This window comes from Actinoplanes sp. L3-i22 (assembly GCF_019704555.1).
Lineage (GTDB): Bacteria > Actinomycetota > Actinomycetes > Mycobacteriales > Micromonosporaceae > Actinoplanes.
On the sequence record NZ_AP024745.1, the window covers coordinates 2243864 to 2262998 of the forward strand.

Consider the following 19135-nt stretch of genomic DNA (forward strand, 5'->3'; position numbering starts at 1 on the left):
CGGGGGATGTTATCTTATTTCGCATGCGAAATAATGAGACGGTACGGATCCCGGTCGCGACCGGCGGCGCCGTCACGGCCACGCTGTTCGCCCCCGGCGAGCCGGTCGCCGTCCTGGTCGTGCACCCGGCGACGGCCACCCCGCAGGGCTTCTACGCCTCGTTCGCCGGCTACCTGGCCGAGCACGGCATCGCCACGGTCACCTACGACTACCGCGGCACCGGCCGGTCCGGCTCCCCGCGCGACCACCGTGACCTGGGCATGCGCGACTGGATCGGAGCCGACGCCCCGGCCGTCGCGGCGTGGGCCGCCGAGCGCTTCCCGGCGCTGCCCCGGCTCGCCGTCGGGCACAGCCTCGGCGGCCACGTGATCGCCCTCGGCGCGGCCGGCCCGGAGCTGTCCGCCGCGGTGATCGTCGCCTCGCACGTCGCCGCGGTGCACACGATTCCGTCCTTCCTGGAGCGCGTCCGGGTCCGCGTCATGCTGCACGTCCTGGGCCCGGCCCTGGGCCGCCTGCTGGGCTACGTCCCGGCGAGCAAGCTGGGCCTGGGCGAGGACCTGCCGGCCACCGCGATGACCGAGTGGGGCTCCTGGGCGCGGATGCGGAACTACTTCTTCGACGACCCGTCGATGCGCGCCGCCGAGCGGGCCGCCACCGTGACCGCCCCGATCCTGGCCGTCGGCACCTCGGACGACCCGTGGTCGACGCCGTCCCAGATGGACGCGCTGACCGGCCACCTGACCGGGACGACGGTCGAGCGGCGGACCTATGCGCCGGCCGCCGCCGGGGTGCCGATGATCGGGCATCACGGCCTGCTGCGCCGCTCGATGCGCGACGCCGTCTGGCCGGAACTGGTGGCCTGGTTGCACGCCCACGCGGCCAAGGCGACAAGATGACCGCGTGCGCCTGCCTCGCCTGATCTTCCTGCTCTTCAACGCCGACCGCGCGGTCCGCCGCTGGATCGACGCCCGCTCCTCCGACACCGGGATCGGCGCGTCCGGCGCCGGCGTGCTGTTCTACCTCGCCGGCCACGAGAACGCCCTGATCGGCGACGTGACCGCGGCCCTCGGCGCGTCCCCGTCCGGCATGAGTGGCCTGGTCAACCGCCTGGAACGGGGCGGCTGCGTGACCCGCTCGCCGGACCCGGCCGACGCCCGCGCGGTGCGCCTCGCGCTGACCCCGCGCGGGCACGACGCCGTCGGCCGGGCCCGCGAACTGGTCGACGATCTGAACGACCAGCTGACCACCGGGTTCGACGACGCCGAGATCGCGGTGATCCAGCGCTGGCTGGAACACGTGACGCGGGTCTCGATGAATCGGATTGGCTAAAGCTCCCGGCCGAGCCGTCGAAGTGTGGTGTCGCAGGCAGCGAACGTAGCCTGCGCCTCCCGCACCGCCTTCGCCTCTGAGGAGACCCATGGCTGACTCCGTCGTCTACGACCAGATCCCCGTTGTCCGTGCGATCGGCCGGGGCACCACCTCGCTCGCCGCATTCCACGACGCCCTGGTGACCATGGAGTGCGGTTTCTACAACCTGGTCCGGCTCTCCAGCGTCATCCCGCCGGGCACCGCGGTCGACGCGAGCGGCAAGGCGCCGGTCCCGGTCGGCGCGTGGGGCGACAAGCTCTACTGCGTCTACGCCGAGCAGCACGCCACCCAGGTCGGCGAGGAGGCCTGGGCCGGCATCGGCTGGGTGCAGCGCCGCGACGGCAAGGGCGGCCTGTTCGTCGAGCACGAGGGCACCAGCGAGGCGTTCGTCCGCGAACAGATCAAGGCCAGCCTGGGCGACCTGGTCAAGGGCCACGAGGACGAGTTCGACGGCCCGGACTACGTGGTCCACGGCGCGGTCTGCGACGGCGAGCCGGTGTGCGCGCTGGTCCTCGCCCCCTACGAGACCGCCGCCTGGCGCGGCGTCGCCGCCAGCGAGACCCCCGGCATGAACTGACCAGCACTTTCCCGAATCGGCCTCGCCCCGCGTCTCCGGGGCGAGGCCTTTTTAAGATCAACTTCTTTTTTGCCTACGCTGCGGCCAATAACTGATCGTCGCTCCCGCGGGGACCCTTCCGGGCCTCGCAGGGCGCGGGGCGCCCAGAACGCGAGGCCCTCCAGGGCGACGTCCGCTGTTGGTTGCGGTTCCGAAAACCCACGCGACCCGATCCGTGGTCCCGGCCGGGCCGGCCGCGACTTCAGGGACTGGCGGCCAGGAACAGGAACGCGGCGAGCAGGCTCAGGTGAACCCCGCCCTGCAGCACGTTCGCCCGCCCCGGCACCACGGTCAGCGTGCCGACCGCCACGGTCAGCGCCAGCAGGATCATCTGCGTCCCGCCCAGCCCGAGCAGCAACGGCCCGGGCAGCCAGATCATCGCCACCGCGATCGCCGGGATGGTCAGCCCGATGCTCGCCATCGCCGAGCCGAGCGCCAGGTTCAGGCTGGTCTGCATGCGGTCCCGGCTCGCCGCGCGGACCGCCGCGATCGTCTCCGGCAGCAGCACCAGCAACGCGATCACCACGCCCACCACGGCCTGCGGCAGCCCGGCGCTCGCCACCCCCGACTCGATCGCCGGTGACACGCCCTTGGCCAGGCCGACCACCCCGACCAGCGCGACGAGCAGCAGACCGAGACTGATCAGCGTCGCCCGGTTCGTCGGCGGCTCGAGATGCTCCTCGGCGTCCACCACCCGGCCCTCGGTGGTGATCGGCAGGAAGTAGTCCCGGTGCCGGCGGGTCTGCACGGTCACGAAGAGCAGGTAGAGCCCGAGCGAGGCGATCGCCGCGAACCCGAGCTGGGCCGGCGAGAACTGCGGCCCCGGCCGGCTCGTGGTGAAGCTCGGCAGCACCAGGCTGAGCGTCGCGATCATGGCGACCGTGGCGAACGCCGAGCCGGTCCCCTCCGGGTTGAACACCGCGATCCGCCGCCGCATCGCCCCGACCAGCAGCGACAGCCCGAGAATCCCGTTACAGGTGATCATCACGGCGGCGAAGACGGTGTCCCGCGCCAGCGCCAGCGACTTCTCCCCGCCGCTGATCATCAAGGTGACGATCAGGGCGACCTCGATGACGGTGACCGCGACCGCCAGCACCAGCGAGCCGAACGGCTCACCGACCCGGTGCGCGACCACCTCGGCATGGTGCACGGCGGCCAGCACCGCCCCGGCGAGCAGCGCCGCGGCCAGCGCGACGGCGGGCGGCGGCAGGTCGCGCCCCCAGGTCAGCATGAGCGCGGCCACGGCCAGCACCGGGACGTACACCGTCCAGTGCGAGAGATACGAACGAATCTTGGGTGTCATCCACCAACTTTGCCAGAACCCACCGGATCCGGCCGGTCACCGCTTGTCGTTCCCGATCACCCTGGCCGCCTGCTCCCGGCCTACTCTTTCTTCCACCGGGGGCTCGAGGTGGGCCGCGGTCTGCCAGAGACTCGCGGTGAGCACCAGCTCGCCGAGGTTCCCGAGCCACGGCACGGCGACCCCGGCTCCCGCCGCGACCAGCATCGTCGCCGACCCGGCCAGCAGCCACGGCCACCGCGCCCGGACCAGCACCGCGACCCCGACCGCGAGCAGCACCCAGATGGCCACGATCGCCGGGATCGGCGGCCCGGTGGCGGCGGCATTGGTGTACCGCACGGTGTCCGCGTAGTAGGCCGGCTCCAGATCGAGCGAGACGATGTCCTGCCACACCCCGATCGCGATCATCAGCAGGGTCAGCCCGCCGAAACCCCACCGCGCCACCGGCCCGGCCAGCCACCGCACCCGGTAGCCCCGGCCCAGCCCCGCCCCCACCAGGATCAACAGCGGCACCAGCAGGGCGTGCGTGACGAACCGCGGCACCGACAGTCCTTCCAGGACGCCGCCGGCCCCGATCGGGCGGCCCGCCGCGATCACCGCGTTGTCCCAGATCAGCGCGGCCACGACGAGCATCAGCAACGGCAGCACCCGATCCGGGTGACGTCGCCACAGCTGGATCGTGGAGACCAGCAGCACCAGTTCGGCGACCGCGATCAGGCCGAAGACCGTACCGACCATTCGGGAACCCCGTTCCATCAATGGAAACGCTGTTCCGTGACGGTAGAGGGTGTCGCCAACGCTGGGCAAGCCTTCGGTTACCGGTTACGTGTGGTTCCCCTTGAGTACACCTTCGGCCGTTGTGATCAGCTCATGGTCGGTGCGGTCATCATTGTTCTGGCAGTCTGGGCGGCCTCCGTCGTCTGGTTCGTCTACCTGGGTTCCGCCGAGCGGAACCCGGCCACCCGGACCTGGCGCTTCACCCCGGTCCTGATCATGGGTTTCGCCATCCCGCTGGCCGCGGCGTATGCCCGGGCCGACTGGTCCACCTTCAGCTCGCTGCTGGTCGCGGTCCTGGCCGCCCTCGCGGTCCTCACCTTCCTGCTGCGCCCCGCCCGCCTCTGAACCCCGCGGCCGCCGCTGAAACTCCGGCCCGTCGCTGAGTTCCGCGGCCACCGCTGAACTCACGGCCCGCCGCTGAACTCCGTGGGTGCCGCTGAACTTCCGGCCCGCCGCTGAACTCCGTGGATGCCGCTGAACTTCCGGCCCGCCACTGAGCGCCGTGGGCGCCGGGCATACTCGGTCGTTGTGACGAACCGGACGCCCCGCCTCGAGATCGAGTACTGCACCCAGTGCCGCTGGCTGCTGCGAGCCGCCTGGCTGGCGCAGGAGCTTCTGACCACGTTCCCCCGCGATCTCGGCGAGGTGGCGCTGGTCCCCGGCGTCGGCGGCGTCTTCGAGGTCCGGCTGGACGGCGAGTCGCTCTGGAACCGCAAACCGGACGGCTTCCCCGACCTGCCCGAGCTCAAGCGCCTGGTCCGTGACCGGGTGGCGCCCGGCCGCGACCTGGGCCACTCCGACCGCAAGGACACGCCCCCGGCCGAGCCGCAGCCGTCCTGACCGTTCCGACCGCGGGCCGGCGACTCCGGTCGAGCCGCAGCTGTCCTGACGCTACTACCGCAGGGACGCGACCCCGGCTGAGCCGCAGCCGTCCTGACCGCTCAGCGGACCGGCTCAGCGGTCCGGGCTCAGAGGTCCGGGCTGTCGGCCGGGGCCATGATGCGCAGCGCGTTCGCGTCGATGGCGATCCGCATCGGGGTGGTGCCCCGCGGCTCCCCGTCGACCTCGACCGGGACCGGCCGATCGGTCTCCAGCCAGAGCTCCCGCACCGCGAGGAACGGCCGTTCACGCAGCGTCCGGCGATGCCCGGTGGCCGCGTTCCGGGCCGTCTCGCGCAGCAGCTCCCGCCGGGTGCTCCCACCGACCGGATAGGCCACGAGCAGCCGGTCGTCGGCGTGCGCGTCCGCGGTGATCGGCCGTCCCGCGTGGAAGCCGCCGTTCGCGACGTACACCTGATGGGTCTTGAATCTCAGCTCCCGGCCCTCGGCCCGGATCATCGCCCGCAGCGGCCGGTGCCGGGCGAGCAGCCCGAGCGCCGTCATCGGGTACGCGAGCCGCCCCATGATCCGTTTCAGGCGCGGCGGTGCGCTGATCATGACCTGGGCGGAGAGGCCGATCCCGACGTGGTTGGTGAACGGCACGTCGCCGGCCATCCCCAGGTCCACGTCGATCACCTTGCCGTCGACGAGGGTGGCGATCGCGGCGTCCAGGTCCGGCGCGATGCGGACCGTACGGGCGAAGTTGTTGGTGGTCCCGAGCGGGAGCAGGCCCAGCGCGACGTCCTGGTGGGCGAGCATCCGCCCGGCGGTGCTGATCGTGCCGTCGCCCCCGCCCGCGATCAGCAGGTCGGGCCCCTTGCCGAGCGCCTCGGTGATCAGCGACTCCAGGTCCCCGGACTGCTCCAGCGCATACGCCCCGAGCAGCTCGAACCCGGCCGCGTCCAACCGCCGCCGGGTCTCCTCGTAGAGCAGCCGCCCCCGCCGCGACCGGGTGTTCACGACCAACGCCGCCCGCCGCCCGCGCCGGATGTCCGCACTGTGCTCTTCCTTGGTCCGCACCCGCCGACCCTATCCGCCACCCCACCCCGCACCCCCCACGGAAACAAACACGCAGAGTTCAAGGGGCTGCTTGGACAAAGGTGCCCCGCGGACCATCAAGGTCTGCGGGGCACCGAAGAAGAGCCGGGAATCCGAGAATCCGGGGGAGAGGGGCTCGGCGCCGGCGGGGCCGCCGGCGGCCGGGTCAGCTGTTGGCGATGAAGTCCGGGTGGGACAGCAGGAACGTGTCGATCTGGTCCTTCTTGATCGACTTCAGCAGGGTCATGCTGTCGTCGCTCAGCAGCTCGACGCTGCCCGAGCCCGGCACGTTCTCCGAGTTCAGCTTGCCCGCGTTGGTCTTGATGGTGATCAGCTTGTCCGGCTTGAGGCTGCGCATCGACAGCGCCCAGTCCGCCAGGTCGATCCCGCCGTTGTCGACCGTCATCGCCTTGCCGAACGCGCTCAGCAGCTTCGGCAGCTTGGTCGGCGAGTCGAGCCCGTCCTTCAGCGCCTGGTTGATGATCGCCTTGAAGAACTGCTGCTGGTGCCGCTGGCGACCGTAGTCCAGCGAGTTGTCGGCGAGCAGGTCCCGCTGGCGGACGAAGTCGAGCGCCTGGCCGGGCGTGAAGCAGTGGTTGCCCTTGGTGTACGTGTTCGGCGTCACGCCCGAGATCTTGCTCTTCAGCGTGCCGTCCGGATTGATCACGAACGGCTTGGCGGTGTTGCCCTTGGAGTCCTTGCCGAGGTGGATCGACTTGGTCGTGGTGTCCACGTACATACAGACCTTGCCGAGCACGTTGACCACGTCCCGGAAGCCCTGGAAGTCGATGATCGCGCCGGCGTCCGGCGTGATGCCGGTCAGCTCCTTGACCGTCATGGTGAGCAGCTCGAAGCCGTGCTGGAGCGCCTCGTTGCCCTTCAGGCCCCGGGTGCCGAAGGCGAACGCGGCGTTGATCTTCGTCTTGCCGCCGGCCCACTTCTGCTTCCCGTTGTCGTACGCCGGGATGTAGACGTAGCTGTCACGGGGGAGTGAAATCATGTATCCGCTGCTGTGGTCCTTGTTGATGTGCAGCAGAATGATCGAGTCGGACCGCAGCGGTTCGCCGTTGATCTGCGAGGGCCGCTGGTCGATGCCGACGAGCAGCAGATTCTTCTCGCCGTCCAGGCTCGCGTTCTTCTTCTCCTCGGCCGGTTTCGCCGAGCCGAGCAGGGATTCCTGCCCGACCGAGGAGGTCGCCGCGGCCACCGTCGCGTTCAACCCGATCGCTCCGCCACCGCCGGCCACCAGCAGCAGTGAGCCGAAGACCACCGTCCAGAGGGCCCAGCGGGGCGTACGGCGTCTGCGCTTGCTGGTCGTACGCAAGGGGTGTCTCCTCACATCGGGGCGGTGTTCCCGCCCCTGGCAATCTAGGGCGGTCGTTCCACCCATGAAGACGGGCGCCGCAGGCCGAAAGATTGCCCGCGGAAGGTTGAATTTTCCTGTGCGTCAGGTTGCGAGAAGCTGAACGTCGCTTCCGTGGCCGCGTCGTCGCTGAATGTTGCTCTCTTTTTCCACCCCGATCGGACGTCTTCCGTTCACCATCGCACCACCGGAGCGCCCTACGGTCCTGTCTGCCCAGGACCCTGCGGTCCAGACATTTTGCCCAAAGCGAGTCGACATGTCCCCAGAGCCGGATGTCAGTGTCGTCATTCCGACGTGTAACCGACCGGAGCTGGCCGTCCGCGCGGTGCGCGGCGCCCTCGGGCAGACCCACCGGAACCTCGAGGTGATCGTCGTGGTCGACGGCCCCGACGAGGCCACCGTCACCGCGCTGGGCGAGATCGGCGACCCGCGTCTCAGTGTGATCGTGCTCCCGGAGCGCGGCAAGGCCCCGAACGCTCGTAACACCGGCGCCCGGGCGGCCCGCGGCCGCTGGACCGCGATGCTCGACGACGACGACGAGTGGCTGCCCACCAAGATCGAGCGCCAGCTGGAGCTGGCCGCGGCGGCCACCGCGGAGTTCCCGGTGATCGCCTGCCGGATGATCAGCCGCACGCCGCGCGCGGACACCGTGATGCCCCGCCGGCTGCCCGGCCCGGACGAGCCGATCAGTGAGTACCTGCTGGTCCGGCGCGGGCTGTTCTACGGCGACGGGTTCGTGCAGACGTCCTGCCTGATGGCGCCGACCGCGCTCTGGCAGAAGGTGCCGTTCACCGTCGGGCTGCGCCGCGCGCAGGAGCTGGACTGGACGCTGCGGGCGATGCGCGAGCCGGGCACCGCGCTGATCTACGCCGAGGAGCCGCTGGTCCTCTGGCACCAGGACGAGAACCGGGACCGGATCAGCCTGCAGAACCCGTGGCAGGAGCAGCTGGCCTGGCTGCGCGGCAACCGTGAGCTGTTCACCCCGCGCGCCTACGCCGCGTTCACGCTCAGTGTGCTGAGCTCGATGGCCGCGCCGACCCGGAGCAGCCGGCTCTTCCGCGAGCTGCTCGCCGAGGCCCGCGAGCACGGCGACCCGGGCACGGTCGACTACCTTACGCACATGCAGATCTGGGCCCTCCCGCCGAGCGTGCGCCACCGCCTGCGCGACGTCGTGGTCGGCCGCGGCAAGCGGGACGAGCGCACGCGCGACATCGTGGCCGGTGGCAGGGGCAGGTCCGATGTCGGCTGAGCGCCGGGTCGCGATCTGGCGCAGCGCGATGCTGCCCGGCTCCGAGACGTTCATCCGCAACCAGGGCGACGCGCTGACCCGCTGGACGCCGGTCTACGTCGGCGCCACCCGGCACGACTCGGTGCTGTCCCGCCCCGACGACGTGATCGCCTTCCCGGCCGGGCGCGGCTTCCTGCGACTGCGCCTGACCGGGGCGTCTCCGCAACTTCATCAGACCATTGCCGGCGTACGTCCGAATCTGGTCCATGCCCATTTCGGGGGAGACGGCTGGCTGGTCAGTCACTCCGCCCAGCGTGCCGGCGTGCCCCTGGTCGTCACGGTGCACGGGCACGACGTGACCCGGCAGCCGTCCAGCCAGGGCGCCAAGGGCCTGCGCTACCGCCGCAATCTGCAGACCGTGTTCGCGCGGGCGTCGCTGGTCATCGCGGTCTCCGAGGTGATCCGCGGGCAGGCGATCAGGTGGGGCGCCGACCCGGCGAAGGTGCGGGTGCACTACACCGGCATCGCCGTGCCGGAGTCGGTCGAGGCGCTCCCGAAGAAGTGGGACGTCGTGTTCGTCGGCCGGTTCGTCGCCAAGAAGGGCCTCGACGACCTGCTGGCCGCGCTGGCCCGGGTCGAGTCGCGGCCGCGCGCGCTGATCGTCGGGGACGGCGAGCTGATGCCGGCCATCCGGGCCCGGGCCGAGGAGTTGGGCGTGGACGTCACGTTCACCGGCAGCCAGTCCCCCGAACAGGTGCATCGTCACCTGCTCGAGTCCCGGCTGCTGGCCTGCCCGTCGAAGACCGCGCCGGACGGGGACACCGAGGGCCTGCCGACCACGATCCTGGAGGCGGCCGCGCTCGGCCTGCCGGTGGTCGCCACCCGGCACAGCGGCATCCCGGAAGCGGTGCTCGACGGCGAGACCGGCCTGCTCAGCCCGGAGGGCGACCCGGCCGCGCTGGCCGTCTCGCTGACCCGGCTGCTCGGTGACGAGGATCTCCAGCGGCGGCTCGGCGAGCGGGCCCGCAGGCACGTCACGGCACACTTCGATCTGCTCGGCCAGACCAGCCGCCTGGAGGACCTGTATGACGAGGTCGTGGCGGGCGCTAGGCTGACCAGCTGACCACGCGCGGTGCCGCTACCTCTCCCGGAGCCGGTGCCCGGGAGAGGTGACCATGATCTGCACGCACTGCGGTTCCCCGGCGGCGCCGACGGTCGGCCCGTGCCCGGGCTGCGGCCGCCCGGTCACCGCCCCGGCGTCCCCGGCCGTGGGCGCGTCGTACCAGGGTCCGCCCGCCGACCCGACCGCGCAGTCGTACAGCGTGCCGGTCGACCCGTTCACCGGTCCGACCACCGGCGACCCGTTCAGCACCCCGCCGCCGCCCTCGTACGCGCCGCCGGCCGTGACCGAGCCGTTCACCCCGCCGTCGTCCGCGCCGCCGGGGCCGCCCGAGCCGTTCACGCCGACGCCGCCGCCCTACGCGCCGCCGATCTCGGGTGCCGGTTACCCGCCGGCCCAGCCGTACAGCCCGCCGCCGCAGTACGGTCCGCCCGCGCAGGCGCCGTACAGCCCGGCCCCGGGCCAGCCGCCCTACGGTGCGCCCGCCCAGCCCTACCCGGGTCAGCCGTACCCCGGACAGCCGTACCCGGGTCAGCCGTACCCGGGCCAGGCCTATCCCGGACAGCCGTACCCGGGCCAGCCCTATCCGGGGCAGCCGTACCCCGGTCAGCAGCCCTACCCGTACGGCCCGCCGGCGCCCAACAATCAGGTCCTGACCGTGCTCGCCTACGTCCTCGGCGGGTTCGCGGTCCTGCTCACGTCCCCGCTGATCGCCATCGTCGGCCTGGTCCTGGGCACGTTCGCGAAGCGCCGCAACGAGCCCAACGCCCGCCTCGCCATCAAGATCGTCACCGGCTGCCTGGTCGCCGCGTTCGTGCTGAGCCTGGCGCTGCGCAGCTTCACGTTCTGACCCGGTCCCGCATCAGCAGCAGGTAGAGGCCGCCCGACACCAGGATCCCGACCGGCAGCGACAGGTCGATCCCGGCGAGGGCGCCCGCCACCGGGCCGAGGTAGACCTGGGTGTCCGCGCAGAGCGCCGCCGCGACCATGCCGGCCAGCAGGGCCGCAGCACCGGCCCAGTTGACCCCGCCGCGGTACCAGAACGGCGCGCCCGGCCGCTCGTCGCCGAGCTGCTCGCCGTCGTACCGGTTGCGCCGCAGCAGGACGTCCGCGGCGTAGACCGCCACGCTCGGGCCGACCAGCACGATGGAGAGCTGCACCGCCTGGGTGACGGTGTCCAGGAAGTCCTTCGACAGGAACAGCGCGTACAGCGTGACCAGGATGCCGACCGTGCCGTCGAGCAGCACCGAGATCGACCGGCGGACGCGCACGCCGATCGCCTGCAGGGCCAGACCCGAGCTGTACGCGGTCATCGCGTTGTTCGCGATCAGCCCGAGCACCACCGCGAGCAGGAAGACCGGGTAGAACCAGCCCGGCAGGATCGCGCTCAGCGTGGTCTGCGGGTCGCTCATGTCGATCACCGTCCCGGCCAGCACGCCGAGCCCGGAGATGATCGTGCTGGGCAGGAACGCGCCGAGGAACGTCCAGCCGGCCACCGCCCGCGCCGGGGTGTCCCGCGGCAGGTAGCGGGCGAAGTCCGCGCTGTTCAGATACGACAGCGGCCCGGACGCGACGATCGCGACGCCGGCCATCCAGGCGGCCGCGAGCGCCGTCCCGTGCAGCTGCTCCGCGGGCTGCCAGGCCCAGTCGGCGTGGGCCAGGACGAAGCCGCCGAGGATCAGGAACGCGGTCCCCAGCACCGCGGAGAACGGCTGGTAGAGCCGGGTGATGGTGGCGTGCCCGTAGACGCTGAGGGTCAGCGTGACCACCGCGATCAGCACGGTCAGGACCACCTTGCCGGGCGTGCCCGGGTCCCAGCCCAGCACTCCGGCCAGCGCGAACGAGGCGAGCGCCGCGGCGGCCAGGTTCAGCGCCAGGTACGCGACGCAGAGCAGCCACCCGGTGATCGCGATGTTCACCCGGTTGCCGCGGATGCCGAACATCGCCCGGGACACCACCTCGCTCGGCGTGCCGGAGGATGTTCCGCTGGCCGCGAGGATCCCGATCAGCACCCAGAACAGGTTGCCGAGCACGGTCACCGCCAGGCCGGACCGCCAGCCGAGCCCGAGCGCGGTCAGCGACCCGCCGAGCATCAGCGAGACGTAGTTGACGTTCGGCGCGGCCCAGAGTGCGAACAGCTCGCGCGCGCTGCCATGACGCTCGGCGTCCGGGATGTGCTCGATCCCGCGTACCTCGATGTGTCCTGCTCTGTCGACCGGAGTGGCGTCGGTGGACGTCGTCATGGGACCTCCCGCACTAACGTATTGGTCGGGCGCTCAATTGCGTATTGGTCACACACCCAATAGCCTGCGATGCATGTCGTCAAGCCCTTCTCCGTCACGGACACGTAAAACCGCGGAAGATCGCCGGGCGGAGATCGTCCGGGCGGCCGGCACCGTGGCGCTGGCCGAGGGGCTGGAGAGCATCACGCTCCGGCGGATCGCCGACGAGCTCGGCGTGCGACCGGGACTGATCAGCCACTACTTCCCGGTCGCCGAGGAACTGGTGGCCGAGGCGTTCGGCGCCACCGCGTCCGCCGAGCTCGACGAGCTCCTGCCCCCGTCGGACGACAGTCCGCTGGACCGGTTCCGGCGGTTCTTCGAAGCGTCCATCGGCGAGATGTTCGACGACGTGAGCCGGTTGTGGCTCAACGCCCGTCACCTGAGCCGGTACCGTCCGCTCCTGTTCGCCGAGGTCAACCGCCAGCAGGACAGCTGGAGCGCGCGGCTCACCGCGGTGATCGCGGACGGGCTGGCCGACGGTGGGTTCACCGCCGCGGACGCCTCGATCGCGGCCACCCGGATCCTGGTCGCGATCGACGGCGTGAGCACGTACGTCAATGTCGGTGCGATCCCGGCCGGCGCCGCGGAGTTCGCCGTGCTGACCGCCGAGCGCGAACTCGGCCTCCCGGCCGGGACCCTGGCCGGCGCCGGTTAGCCGCACCGCCGCGCCGGCTCACGGGCGCCCGGCCATGGCCGTACCCAAGCCGGTTGAGCAGCCCGGACGCGGCCGGAAGCGCGCCCTGGAAGGGTGACCAGCCGGCCGCCTCGCGGGATCCTGAGCCCGCGCGGAGGTGCAGCCCTCACCGGAAAGGATGTCCGCTCCGGGGGTTGATAAGTACTGTCGGGCTCATGGGCGAACATTTCGATCTTGTGGTGCTTGGTGCTGGTCCGGGGGGATATGTCGCGGCGATCCGCGGTGCGCAACTCGGACTCACCACCGCGATCATCGAGGACAAGTACTGGGGCGGCGTCTGCCTCAACGTGGGCTGCATCCCGTCGAAGGCGTTGCTGCGCAACGCGGAGCTCGCGCACATCTTCACCCACCAGGCGCAGACGTTCGGCATCGAGGGAAAGGTGACCTTCGATTTCGGGGCCGCCCACCAGCGCAGCCGCACCGTCGCCGACGGGCGGGTCAAGGGCGTGCACTTCCTGATGAAGAAGAACGGGATCACCGAGATCCAGGGGCGCGGCGTCTTCACCGACGCGCACACGATCCAGGTCGGCGACCGCGCCGTCACGTTCGACAACTGCATCGTGGCGACCGGCGCGAGCACCCGGCTCATCCCCGGCACGTCGGTGACCGGCCGGGTCGTCACCTATGAGGAGCAGATCCTCGACCCGGCGCTGCCGGACAGCGTGATCATCGTGGGCGCCGGCGCGATCGGCGTCGAGTTCGCGTACGTGCTGCGCAACTACGGCGTCGACGTGACCATCGTGGAATTCCTCGACCGGATGCTGCCGCTCGAGGACGAGGACGTCTCCAAGGAGCTGCTCCGGCAGTACCGCAAGCTCGGCGTCGACGTCCGGGTCGGCACCAAGGTGGAGGCGATCGACGAGGGCGCCGACTCGGTCCGGGTCACCGTCTCGAAGAACGGCAGGACCGAGACGCTCGAGGCCGACAAGGTGCTCCAGGCGATCGGCTTCCAACCCAACACCCAGGGCTACGGCCTGGAGACCACCGGCGTGTCGGTTTCCGGCCGCGGCGCCATCGAGATCGACGATCATTGCCGTACGAACGTGGCCGGCATCTACGCGATCGGGGACGTCACCGCGAAGCTGATGCTCGCGCACGCCGCCGAGGCGATGGGGGTGGTGGCCGCCGAGACGATCGCCGGGGCCGAGACGATGGCCCTGGACTATCGGATGATCCCGCGCGCGACGTACTGCCAGCCGCAGGTGGCCAGCTTCGGCTGGACCGAGGCGCAGGCCCGGGAGCAGGGCTTCGACGTCAGGGTGGCGAAGTTCCCGTTCACCGCGAACGGCAAGGCGCACGGGCTCGGCGACGCGACCGGCTTCGTGAAGATCATCAGCGACGCGCAATACGGCGAGCTGCTCGGGGCGCACCTGATCGGACCGGACGTGACCGAGCTGCTGCCCGAGCTGACCCTGGCCCAGCAGTGGGACCTGACCGTGCACGAGGTGGCGCGCAACGTGCACGCGCACCCGACGCTCGGCGAGGCGGTCAAGGAGGCGATCCACGGGCTCGCCGGCCACATGATCAACTTCTGATTCGCGGTCGTCGGTACCGCGATCGCGGTATGCCGAATACCTGCCTGGGGATGACGACCGGCGCCCGATAGTCGGGAACGCTGGACCCCGTGACCCTGACCGCGGTGGATGCCCGGCCCGGCGCCCCCGCGAAACGGCCGGGGTGGCGGCGCCGGCTGGGCTACCTGCCGTTCGTGCTGGTCGCGGTCGTCGCGGTGGGCACCCTGCGGGACCGGCTGCCGGATCCGGGGGAGTTCCTCGGGGCGCTGCGCGCGGCCGACTGGCGCTGGGCGGTGGCGGCGCTCGTGGCCGGGGTGCTGTCCCAGTTCGCGTACGCCGAGCAGCAGCGCCGGCTGCTCGGCGCGCTCGGCGTGCGGGTGCCGCCGCGGCGGGCGGTGGCGATGACGTACGTCCGATCCGCCCTGAGCATGGCCCTGCCCGCCGGATCCGCGGCGTCCGCCGCCTACGCCTTCCAGGTGTACCGCCGGCACGGCGCCACGTCGGCGATCTCGGCGACCGCCACGCTGATCTCCACGGTCGTCACGGTCCTGTCGCTGACGCTGCTGTACGCCGCGACCTGGTCCCCGGTCGCGACCGGAGCGGCCGCCCTGCTCGCCCTCCTGTACTGGATCTACCGGAGAGTCCGCGGCCCGGCCGGCTCCGCGCCTGCGCCGCTGACCGAATCCGACCACCCGCCGCACCCCGGCCGGCTCGCCGGGGTCCGGCGCGTGCTCGTCGCGCCGGCGACCCGGCTGCTGCGCCGGCCCTCGGTCGCCCAGGCGCTGCTCGACGCCCGGTCCGTCCCGCCCCGGACCTGGCTCGCCGTGGTCCTGGCCGGCGTGGTCAACTGGCTGCTGGACATGTCCTGCCTGGTCCTCGCGGCCGCCGCGGTGCACGCCGGGATCGGCTGGAGCCGGCTGGCCCTGATCTACCTGGCGGTCCAGGTGGTCCGGCAGATCCCGCTCACCCCGGGCGGCATCGGCCTGATCGAGACCAGCATGCTGGCCGGCCTGATCGCCGACGGCGCCCCGCAGGCCACCGCCGCCGCGATCGTCCTGATCTACCGCCTGATCTCGTTCTGGCTGATCCTGCCGGCCGGGCTGGCCGCCCACCTCACCCTCCGCCGGCCCCTTAGGGGCGATCGAACTGCTGGCGGACGGCGCCGAGACCGAGGGTGAGCGCCGGGCCGGGGAGGCCGGATTCCAGCCCGTACCGTCGGCCGGGGTTCTTCCGATCGACCAGGTCGCGCCAGAGCTCCGCGACCGGGTCGCCGGTCCCGGGCAGCGCGTGCCCGGCCGCCGACAGCAGGCGGGCCAGGTCGCTCTCCTGGCGGAGCCGCTGCTGCTCGAAGATCCGGCTCCACTGCAGCAGCGAGGTCGACCCCTCCACGGTGTCCGGCACCGTCTCGTCCAGCATCGGCAGCGGGTGGGCCGCCGCCCACGCCGCCAGCTGCGCCCCGGTCACCGCGCCGGGATCGCCGTCCGCGCTGCGCGCCAGCGCGTACGACAGCAGGGCCGTGGTCTCCACCAGCAGATGCTGCACCGGCACGAGCACGGGCGGATCGAGCCACCAGTGGTCCGCCTCGAGCAGGTCGGCGGCACGCCGGGTCGCCGCCCGCCACCAGCCGTCATCGCCGGCGGCCAGGGCGTCGGTGTAGGACCACAAGAAGGTCACACACTGTGCCTATCAGCGGCGTTTGACACGAGTCAATCGCGGTCGTTCCGGTGGGTGACACCCGTGGGCACTTGACAGTCCACGATGGCTTATCGATTATCGATGTATCGAAAAACGATAAGGGGGTACGTCGTGAAGACCGAACCGCTCACCGAGTTCCACCGCGTCCTGCTGATCGCCGCCCTCGGGTCCGCGAGCGTCTGCGTCTTCGGCGTCGCCGACACCCTGACCCGCGGCGCGGTCGTGGTCAGCCCCGGCGCCACGTCCGCGGACGTGGTCGTCGCCGACCCGAGCGGGGCCCAGCTGGCGCTCTCCGCGGCGGCCGGCCTGCCGACCTGTCTGCTGGCCACGGCGATGCTGGTGCTGCTCTACCGGCTGGTCGGCGCGGCCCGGCGCGGGGATCCACTGTTCAGTGCCCGGACGGTCGGCAAACTCCGTACCGTCGGATGGATTTTGCTCGTCGGCGGCCCGGCGGCGAGCGCGCTGGAGTTCCTGGCGCGGTTCGCCCTGAGCGGCACCGTCGGCCCGGGCGGCAACTACGCCGAGTTCGACCCGGCCCGGGTGGCGATCTGGATGGTGACCGGTTTCGGCCTGCTCGCGGTCGGCGAGATCGTCCGCCGCGGCCAGGACCTGCGCGCCGAGCTGGACGAGGTGATCTGATGCCGCCGGAGGAGGAGCACCGCGTCGAGGTCCACATCGACAAGCTGGCCGCCGACCGGGGGCTGACCCTGACCGAGCTCGCCGATCGGGTCGGCATCACCCTGGCCAACCTGTCGGTGCTGAAGAACGGGCGGGCCCGGGCGATCCGGTTCAGCACGCTGACCGCCCTGTGCGACGCCCTGCAATGTCAGCCCGCCGACCTCTTCACCGTCCGCACCCCGTCCTGACCGGCAGCGTCAGTCCGCTGGCCTTTTCGCCGTCCGCATCCCGTCCTGGCCGGCGGCGTCAGTCCGGGTCGGTGGCTCGTTCGTTCGCGTGCCGGCGCGCCTCCTGCTCGGCCCAGCCGGGCACGGCGCCCGCGGCGAGCCAGGCTTCGAGGCCGGTCAGGTCGACGGTCCAGGCCGCTTCCGGCTCGGCCGCCGCGTGGTCCAGGAAGACCCGCTCGGCGCGGCGGGCCAGGGCGAGCACGTCGACGCCGGGCCGATGCAGGGAGCTCCACACCTCGGCCTCCATGGCGAGCGCGGCGGTCTCCCAGGCCGGCACCGGTGAACCGCCGTCGCCCCGGCGAAGCGCCGCGATCCGGGCGTCGTACGCGGGACTGACGTACCTCTCGAAGTCGGCGAACGGCGACTGATCCATCGGCAGCGCGTGCGGGAGCACCCGGCCGATCCGGGTCAGGCCGGCCGCCTTCACGACCTCGAACCACCGGTCGTCGGCCCGGGTCCGGGCGTCGTCATCGTGCTGGCCGAGCAGCTCGCGCAGCCGCCCGGAGTCGGCCCGCAGCCCGGCCGCCGCCGACCACGCGACCAGCTCCGCGGCGACCTCGCCGGGATCGCGCTCGACCGGTTCGGCCCGGTCGCGCCGCGTGTGCCGGTAGCCGCAGGGCCGGTCGGAGTTCCACAGGTGGGTCGGCGGGCCGGGCTGCCCGGGGAGCGCGGCGCACAGCACCGCGCAGTGGCCGTCGCTGACATACGCGGCCAGCACCGGGTGACCGGTCGACGCGGCGAGTGCGGCCGCCGGCCCGGCCAGGTCCGGCGGGTCGTCGGAGCCGCCGGTCTCGAGCATCTGCCAGCCGTCGTGGAGATTCCGCAGCCACTGATGCCGGTGCCCGAACCCGGCGATGCCGTCCGCGTCGATCAGCGTGCCGCGCGACCGCGCGACCACGATCGTTCCCCAGTAGCCGCCCATCAGGGGAGGGTACTGCGGTGGAAGATGATGACGCCGCTGGTCCGCAGCACGACCCGGTATCCGTAACCCGGTAAGCGGTCGAGGGCGGCAGCCATCGTCACGGGCGCCGCCATGGAGGTGTCCGGCGGGTTGCTGACGGCGATCCACTCGGGTCGGACGCCGGCCCGCGGGTACGCGGGGAAGAAGTAGACGGTGCGGCGGGAGGCGAGCTGCGGCGCCAGCCGGTTGTCGGCGGCGACCCGGGCGTTGTCCGGTATGTGGGCCAGCGCCAGGCGTACCTGCCGGGCCTCGGCGTCGGTGGCCCAGACGCCCGGGCTCAGCAGGCCGCGTAGTGGCAGGGGCGTCAGCAGCGTCGCGGCAACGGCGATCACGCAGGTGGCGTGGATTGCTACCAGCGCCCGGCGCCGGGTCCCCGTCGTGGTGAGCGCGTCGAGGAACGCCACGAACACGATCGGCATCAGGACGGCGCTGTACTGGAAGCCGGTGCCCCAGTAGAGCGGATTCGTCGACCAGAACCGCCAGGCGAGGGTCGGTAAGACGGCGAGGAGCAGCGGGGAGCGTAGTGCTAGGAACAGCGTCGGCGCGACCAGCCACAGCAGGGTGTGCAGCTTGATGACGGGCAGGACCAGACGGTGCAGCGGGTCCTGGCCGTCGAGGGCCGCGCTTTCGGCGTACGGGTAGACGTGGGCGGGATTCAGCGCCGGCAGGATCGCGCCGACGATCACCAGGCCCGAGCAGATCGCGATCAGGCTCATCGCCGTGCCGAGGCGTCGCCGGCCGTGCAGCGCCACCAGCAGGCCGATGACCGCTACGGTCGCCGCCAGGTCCTCCTTCACCGCGATGAGCGGCAATGCCCACGCGGCGGCGGCGCGGAAGCGCCGTTCGACGAGCGCGGTCAGGCCGAACGCCAGCAGCGGAACGGCGAAGGCGACCTCGTGGAAGTCGAAATCGACAGTCGACTGCAAACCCCAGGACAGCCCGTACGCCAGGCCGGCGCTCACCGCGGCCCCCCGGCCCGCGATGCGGACGGCGAGCCGGGTGATCGGTATCGACGACGCGGCGATCAGGGCGGCCTGTGCCACCAGGAGGGTGATCGGGCTCGGGAACAGCCGGTACAGCGGGGCGAGCACCACGAGGACGGGATGGAAGTGGTCGCCCAGCAGGTTGAATCCGGGTGCCTTGATCGTCGCCTCAGGGGCGCCGAGGTGGGCGTAGCCGCGTACCGCCTGTTCGAAGATGCCCAGGTCGTATCCGCTGGTCTTCAGCTCCAGATGTCGATGTATCGACCAGCAGGCGTAGGCCAGGAACAGCGCGGCGGCCGGCAGATACGGCACCGCGGCGGAGCGGGGTGCGGCCTGCGCGGTGGCAGCCTGGGAACGGACAGCGGTGGCGGACATGGGAGCGAGATTCGAGCGTGGGGCCTGAACCGCCGCTG

Annotated in this window: 21 protein-coding genes; 13 read left to right on the forward strand and 8 right to left on the reverse strand. The window is 71.7% G+C overall.

Annotation, left to right across the window (positions count from 1 at the left end; genetic code table 11):
- Positions 1 to 23 precede the first annotated feature (23 nt).
- The 3 genes from L3i22_RS10250 (at position 24) to L3i22_RS10260 (ending at position 1945) form a co-directional block, all read left to right on the forward strand.
- Positions 24 to 896, forward strand: a complete 873-nt coding sequence (locus L3i22_RS10250) for an alpha/beta fold hydrolase (protein WP_221326721.1) — start codon at positions 24 to 26, stop codon at positions 894 to 896.
- 4 nt (positions 897 to 900) lie between these two features.
- The gene (locus tag L3i22_RS10255) at positions 901 to 1329 is read left to right on the forward strand and encodes a MarR family winged helix-turn-helix transcriptional regulator (RefSeq protein WP_255658099.1); all 429 of its coding nucleotides are present in this window, start codon (positions 901 to 903) and stop codon (positions 1327 to 1329) included.
- Between the two features lie 88 nt (positions 1330 to 1417).
- Entirely contained in the window at positions 1418 to 1945 is a 528-nt protein-coding gene (locus tag L3i22_RS10260; protein WP_221326722.1) for a pyruvoyl-dependent arginine decarboxylase, read from the forward strand.
- Positions 1946 to 2186: 241 nt separating this feature from the next.
- On the opposite strand, the gene L3i22_RS10265 is transcribed toward L3i22_RS10260, so the two are convergent.
- Positions 2187 to 3287: a calcium:proton antiporter gene (locus L3i22_RS10265; RefSeq protein WP_221326723.1), complete on the reverse strand. Its 1101-nt coding sequence runs from the start codon at positions 3285 to 3287 to the stop codon at positions 2187 to 2189.
- A 36-nt stretch (positions 3288 to 3323) separates the two neighbouring features.
- The gene (locus tag L3i22_RS10270) at positions 3324 to 4040 is read right to left on the reverse strand and encodes a hypothetical protein (protein WP_221326724.1); all 717 of its coding nucleotides are present in this window, start codon (positions 4038 to 4040) and stop codon (positions 3324 to 3326) included.
- A 114-nt stretch (positions 4041 to 4154) separates the two neighbouring features.
- Between L3i22_RS10270 and L3i22_RS10275 the strand changes: the two genes are divergently transcribed.
- Positions 4155 to 4406 (forward strand): hypothetical protein, encoded by a 252-nt coding sequence (locus tag L3i22_RS10275; RefSeq protein WP_221326725.1) that lies wholly within the window; start codon positions 4155 to 4157, stop codon positions 4404 to 4406.
- A 183-nt stretch (positions 4407 to 4589) separates the two neighbouring features.
- Positions 4590 to 4901 carry a SelT/SelW/SelH family protein gene (locus tag L3i22_RS10280; protein WP_221326726.1) on the forward strand — a complete coding sequence of 104 codons (312 nt, stop codon included), beginning with the start codon at positions 4590 to 4592 and terminating at the stop codon, positions 4899 to 4901.
- A gap of 128 nt (positions 4902 to 5029) precedes the next feature.
- Here L3i22_RS10280 and L3i22_RS10285 read toward each other — a convergent pair whose 3' ends face one another.
- Positions 5030 to 5959 (reverse strand): diacylglycerol kinase family protein, encoded by a 930-nt coding sequence (locus L3i22_RS10285; protein WP_221326727.1) that lies wholly within the window; start codon positions 5957 to 5959, stop codon positions 5030 to 5032.
- A gap of 184 nt (positions 5960 to 6143) precedes the next feature.
- A complete protein-coding gene (locus L3i22_RS10290; protein WP_221326728.1) occupies positions 6144 to 7301 on the reverse strand; it encodes an LCP family protein in 1158 nt (385 codons plus the stop codon).
- Between the two features lie 295 nt (positions 7302 to 7596).
- Here L3i22_RS10290 and L3i22_RS10295 point away from each other — a divergent pair, with 295 nt between their 5' ends.
- The 3 genes from L3i22_RS10295 to L3i22_RS10305 are packed head-to-tail and all read left to right on the forward strand — an operon-like array spanning position 7597 to position 10538.
- Complete coding sequence (locus L3i22_RS10295) at positions 7597 to 8589, forward strand: glycosyltransferase (protein WP_221326729.1); 993 nt, start codon at positions 7597 to 7599, stop codon at positions 8587 to 8589.
- Positions 8579 to 9691 (forward strand): glycosyltransferase, encoded by a 1113-nt coding sequence (locus L3i22_RS10300; RefSeq protein ID WP_221326730.1) that lies wholly within the window; start codon positions 8579 to 8581, stop codon positions 9689 to 9691. Before L3i22_RS10295 ends, L3i22_RS10300 begins: the two co-directional genes overlap by 11 nt.
- Before the next feature lie 52 nt (positions 9692 to 9743).
- Entirely contained in the window at positions 9744 to 10538 is a 795-nt protein-coding gene (locus tag L3i22_RS10305; RefSeq protein ID WP_221326731.1) for a hypothetical protein, read from the forward strand.
- Here the strand turns inward: L3i22_RS10305 and L3i22_RS10310 are convergent.
- The gene (locus L3i22_RS10310) at positions 10528 to 11931 is read right to left on the reverse strand and encodes a cytosine permease (protein WP_221326732.1); all 1404 of its coding nucleotides are present in this window, start codon (positions 11929 to 11931) and stop codon (positions 10528 to 10530) included. The genes L3i22_RS10305 and L3i22_RS10310 overlap by 11 nt on opposite strands.
- A 73-nt stretch (positions 11932 to 12004) precedes the next feature.
- Between L3i22_RS10310 and L3i22_RS10315 the strand changes: the two genes are divergently transcribed.
- The 3 genes from L3i22_RS10315 (at position 12005) to L3i22_RS10325 (ending at position 15356) form a co-directional block, all read left to right on the forward strand.
- Positions 12005 to 12625, forward strand: coding sequence for a TetR/AcrR family transcriptional regulator (locus L3i22_RS10315; protein ID WP_221326733.1), 621 nt, complete (start codon positions 12005 to 12007; stop codon positions 12623 to 12625).
- Between the two features lie 194 nt (positions 12626 to 12819).
- Positions 12820 to 14199, forward strand: a complete 1380-nt coding sequence (gene lpdA / locus L3i22_RS10320; protein WP_221326734.1) for a dihydrolipoyl dehydrogenase — start codon at positions 12820 to 12822, stop codon at positions 14197 to 14199.
- A gap of 89 nt (positions 14200 to 14288) precedes the next feature.
- A complete protein-coding gene (locus L3i22_RS10325; protein WP_221326735.1) occupies positions 14289 to 15356 on the forward strand; it encodes a YbhN family protein in 1068 nt (355 codons plus the stop codon).
- Here the strand turns inward: L3i22_RS10325 and L3i22_RS10330 are convergent.
- Positions 15310 to 15852, reverse strand: coding sequence for a hypothetical protein (locus L3i22_RS10330; RefSeq protein ID WP_221326736.1), 543 nt, complete (start codon positions 15850 to 15852; stop codon positions 15310 to 15312). The two genes, L3i22_RS10325 and L3i22_RS10330, sit on opposite strands and share 47 nt — an antisense overlap.
- A gap of 132 nt (positions 15853 to 15984) precedes the next feature.
- On the opposite strand from L3i22_RS10330, the gene L3i22_RS10335 reads away from it, so the two are divergent.
- Positions 15985 to 16512, forward strand: a complete 528-nt coding sequence (locus L3i22_RS10335) for a DUF2975 domain-containing protein (RefSeq protein ID WP_221326737.1) — start codon at positions 15985 to 15987, stop codon at positions 16510 to 16512.
- Positions 16512 to 16739, forward strand: a complete 228-nt coding sequence (locus tag L3i22_RS10340) for a helix-turn-helix transcriptional regulator (protein ID WP_221326738.1) — start codon at positions 16512 to 16514, stop codon at positions 16737 to 16739. Before L3i22_RS10335 ends, L3i22_RS10340 begins: the two co-directional genes overlap by 1 nt.
- A 58-nt stretch (positions 16740 to 16797) precedes the next feature.
- Here L3i22_RS10340 and L3i22_RS10345 read toward each other — a convergent pair whose 3' ends face one another.
- Positions 16798 to 17700 (reverse strand): hypothetical protein, encoded by a 903-nt coding sequence (locus tag L3i22_RS10345; RefSeq protein WP_221326739.1) that lies wholly within the window; start codon positions 17698 to 17700, stop codon positions 16798 to 16800.
- Entirely contained in the window at positions 17700 to 19097 is a 1398-nt protein-coding gene (locus tag L3i22_RS10350) for a DUF2079 domain-containing protein (protein ID WP_221326740.1), read from the reverse strand. Before L3i22_RS10350 ends, L3i22_RS10345 begins: the two co-directional genes overlap by 1 nt.
- Between the last annotated feature and the right edge of the window lie 38 nt (positions 19098 to 19135).

Excerpts from the sequence above, each read along its gene's own strand:
- L3i22_RS10250 (WP_221326721.1), top strand. The coding sequence starts at position 24 with ATGCGAAATAATGAGACGGTACGGATCCCGGTCGCGACCGGCGGCGCC.
- L3i22_RS10260 (WP_221326722.1), top strand. The coding sequence starts at position 1,418 with ATGGCTGACTCCGTCGTCTACGACCAGATCCCCGTTGTCCGTGCGATC.
- L3i22_RS10265 (WP_221326723.1), bottom strand. The coding sequence starts at position 3,287 with ATGACACCCAAGATTCGTTCGTATCTCTCGCACTGGACGGTGTACGTC.
- L3i22_RS10270 (WP_221326724.1), bottom strand. The coding sequence starts at position 4,040 with ATGGAACGGGGTTCCCGAATGGTCGGTACGGTCTTCGGCCTGATCGCG.
- L3i22_RS10275 (WP_221326725.1), top strand. The coding sequence starts at position 4,155 with ATGGTCGGTGCGGTCATCATTGTTCTGGCAGTCTGGGCGGCCTCCGTC.
- L3i22_RS10295 (WP_221326729.1), top strand. The coding sequence starts at position 7,597 with ATGTCCCCAGAGCCGGATGTCAGTGTCGTCATTCCGACGTGTAACCGA.
- L3i22_RS10300 (WP_221326730.1), top strand. The coding sequence starts at position 8,579 with ATGTCGGCTGAGCGCCGGGTCGCGATCTGGCGCAGCGCGATGCTGCCC.
- L3i22_RS10305 (WP_221326731.1), top strand. The coding sequence starts at position 9,744 with ATGATCTGCACGCACTGCGGTTCCCCGGCGGCGCCGACGGTCGGCCCG.
- L3i22_RS10310 (WP_221326732.1), bottom strand. The coding sequence starts at position 11,931 with ATGACGACGTCCACCGACGCCACTCCGGTCGACAGAGCAGGACACATC.
- L3i22_RS10315 (WP_221326733.1), top strand. The coding sequence starts at position 12,005 with ATGTCGTCAAGCCCTTCTCCGTCACGGACACGTAAAACCGCGGAAGAT.
- lpdA (WP_221326734.1), top strand. The coding sequence starts at position 12,820 with ATGGGCGAACATTTCGATCTTGTGGTGCTTGGTGCTGGTCCGGGGGGA.
- L3i22_RS10340 (WP_221326738.1), top strand. The coding sequence starts at position 16,512 with ATGCCGCCGGAGGAGGAGCACCGCGTCGAGGTCCACATCGACAAGCTG.
- L3i22_RS10345 (WP_221326739.1), bottom strand. The coding sequence starts at position 17,700 with ATGGGCGGCTACTGGGGAACGATCGTGGTCGCGCGGTCGCGCGGCACG.
- L3i22_RS10350 (WP_221326740.1), bottom strand. The coding sequence starts at position 19,097 with ATGTCCGCCACCGCTGTCCGTTCCCAGGCTGCCACCGCGCAGGCCGCA.